The sequence below is a fragment of the Faecalicoccus sp. genome (genome assembly GCF_036552745.1).
Classification (GTDB): domain Bacteria; phylum Bacillota_I; class Bacilli_A; order Erysipelotrichales; family Erysipelotrichaceae; genus Faecalicoccus.
In genome coordinates this window covers 1-2075 of record NZ_JAXKBY010000116.1, presented here as the reverse complement: position 1 = coordinate 2075, position 2075 = coordinate 1, and the positions used below count along the sequence as shown (strand labels likewise).

Sequence of the window (2075 nt, the reverse complement as noted above, 5' to 3'; positions counted from 1 at the left end):
GTTAAAAATGATTGAGTATTTGTAGTCATAAAGAATACCTCTTTTCTGACTACAATATAAAATCTAATTTGACATTATTTATGCCATATCACCAAATTGTCGGTATAGCGTTTTTAAATTTATCAATTGTAGGAACTTTGTTGTATATACTTAATCAGTTACAATATCATCGAAATATTATTTCTTGATTCTTTTGAAGTATTAATCATATACAAATTAAAAGGGATGAAAATAATTGAAAGAAAATGAAAATAACGCTTGACATTCAACACCTAGTTATATAATATGTATTCATCCATAAGAAAAGACAAAGAAGAGAAGAGTAGTTTTGTTGGATGGCGTAGAGAGTTTCTGGTTGGTGAAAAGAAGTGCAGAAGGCAGGATGAACATGGTCTTGGAGTCGGATGATCGATGAGGTCATCACGGGATTGCCCGTTATCGCAACAGAGCATGATGGTGCTTGGTGAGGTCATTATCGTAAGGTGATGATAAAATTAGGTGGTAACACGAATCAATAGACTCGTCCTAAGGGATGGGTCTTTTTTTATACACTCACAAAAACCATCCAAAAAGAAAGAGAAGGTAAATAGACATGAGTACAGAAAGAAAATTACAGTTTGAAACATTGCAGCTGCATGTAGGGCAAGAACAGCCAGATCCAGCTACAGGATCCAGAGCCGTACCGATTTATCAGACAACTTCGTATGTGTTTGACAACTCACAACATGCGGCTGATCGTTTTGGGTTACGTGATGCAGGGAATATCTATGGTCGATTGACCAATTCGACACAAGGTGTATTTGAAGAGCGTATTGCGGCTTTAGAAGGTGGTGTTGCCGGACTGGCTGTTGCTTCTGGGGCGGCGGCTGTATCGTATGTGATTCAGGCATTGGCAGCACAGGGGGAACATATTGTGGCACAGAAAACGATTTATGGCGGTACTTCCAATTTATTAGAGCATACGTATAAGCGCTTTGGTATCGATGCGACATTGGTCAACATTCATGATTTACAGGAAGTCAAAGAAGCAATTCAGGAAAACACGAAAGCCATCTATCTGGAAACTTTCGGCAATCCGCACAGTGATATTCCGGATTTTGAAGCCATTGCCAAATTGGCGCATGAACGAAACATTCCGGTTGTTGTGGATAATACCTTTGGAGCGGCTTTCTGGTTTCGACCATTAGAGCATGGAGCGGATATTGTTGTGCATTCGGCAACCAAATTCATTGGTGGGCATGGAACAAGCCTAGGTGGCGTAATCGTTGATGGAGGAAGCTTCGATTGGGCAAAAAGTCAGAAATTTCCGAACATATCCCAACCCAATCCAAGCTATCACGGTGTCCGTTTTACCGAGGCAGCCGGACCGGCCGCATTTGTAACCTATATTCGTGCCATCTTGCTTCGTGATACCGGTGCTGCCATTTCTCCGTTTAATGCCTTCTTACTATTACAGGGAACGGAAACACTATCATTGCGATTGGAACGTCATTTTGAGAACACAAAAAAGGTTGTAGAATACTTACAAAAACATCCAAAGGTAGAACGTGTCAATCATCCTTTATTAAAGGAGCATCCGGATCATGAGGCCTATGTTCGCTACTTTAAGCGAGGTGGCGGCAGCATCTTTACTTTTAATATCAAAGGGGGACAAAAAGAGGCGTTTGCGTTTATTGACCATTTACAGTTATTCTCTTTATTGGCCAATGTAGCCGATGTTAAAAGTCTGGTGATTCATCCGGCTACTACAACGCATTCACAATGTACAAAAGAAGAATTAGAGGAAAGAGAAATCTATGAAAATACGATTCGTTTATCGATCGGAATAGAAAATATTGAAGATATCTTATTCGATTTAGAAAATGCCTTTCATGCCGTATGATATCGGAAGTCCTGCGGGACTTCTTTTACATATGTTAAAACGAAGTGATTTTTAGTATAATCTTAATATCACATATTTAAAAACGCTATACCGACAATTTGGTGATATGGCATAAATAATGTCAAATTAGATTTTATATTGTAGTCAGAAAAGAGGTATTCTTTATGACTACAAATACTCAATCATTTTTAAC

Annotated in this window: 1 protein-coding gene and 1 other annotated feature; the gene reads left to right on the top strand. The window is 38.9% G+C overall.

The window, feature by feature from the left end; genetic code table 11:
- Positions 1 to 301: 301 nt before the first annotated feature.
- Positions 302 to 531 (top strand) — a binding site (T-box leader).
- Between the two features lie 61 nt (positions 532 to 592).
- On the top strand, positions 593 to 1882 hold the full coding sequence (locus tag U0M88_RS05625; protein WP_331869167.1) for an O-acetylhomoserine aminocarboxypropyltransferase/cysteine synthase family protein: 1290 nt from the start codon (positions 593 to 595) through the stop codon (positions 1880 to 1882).
- The last annotated feature ends 193 nt before the right edge of the window (positions 1883 to 2075 follow it).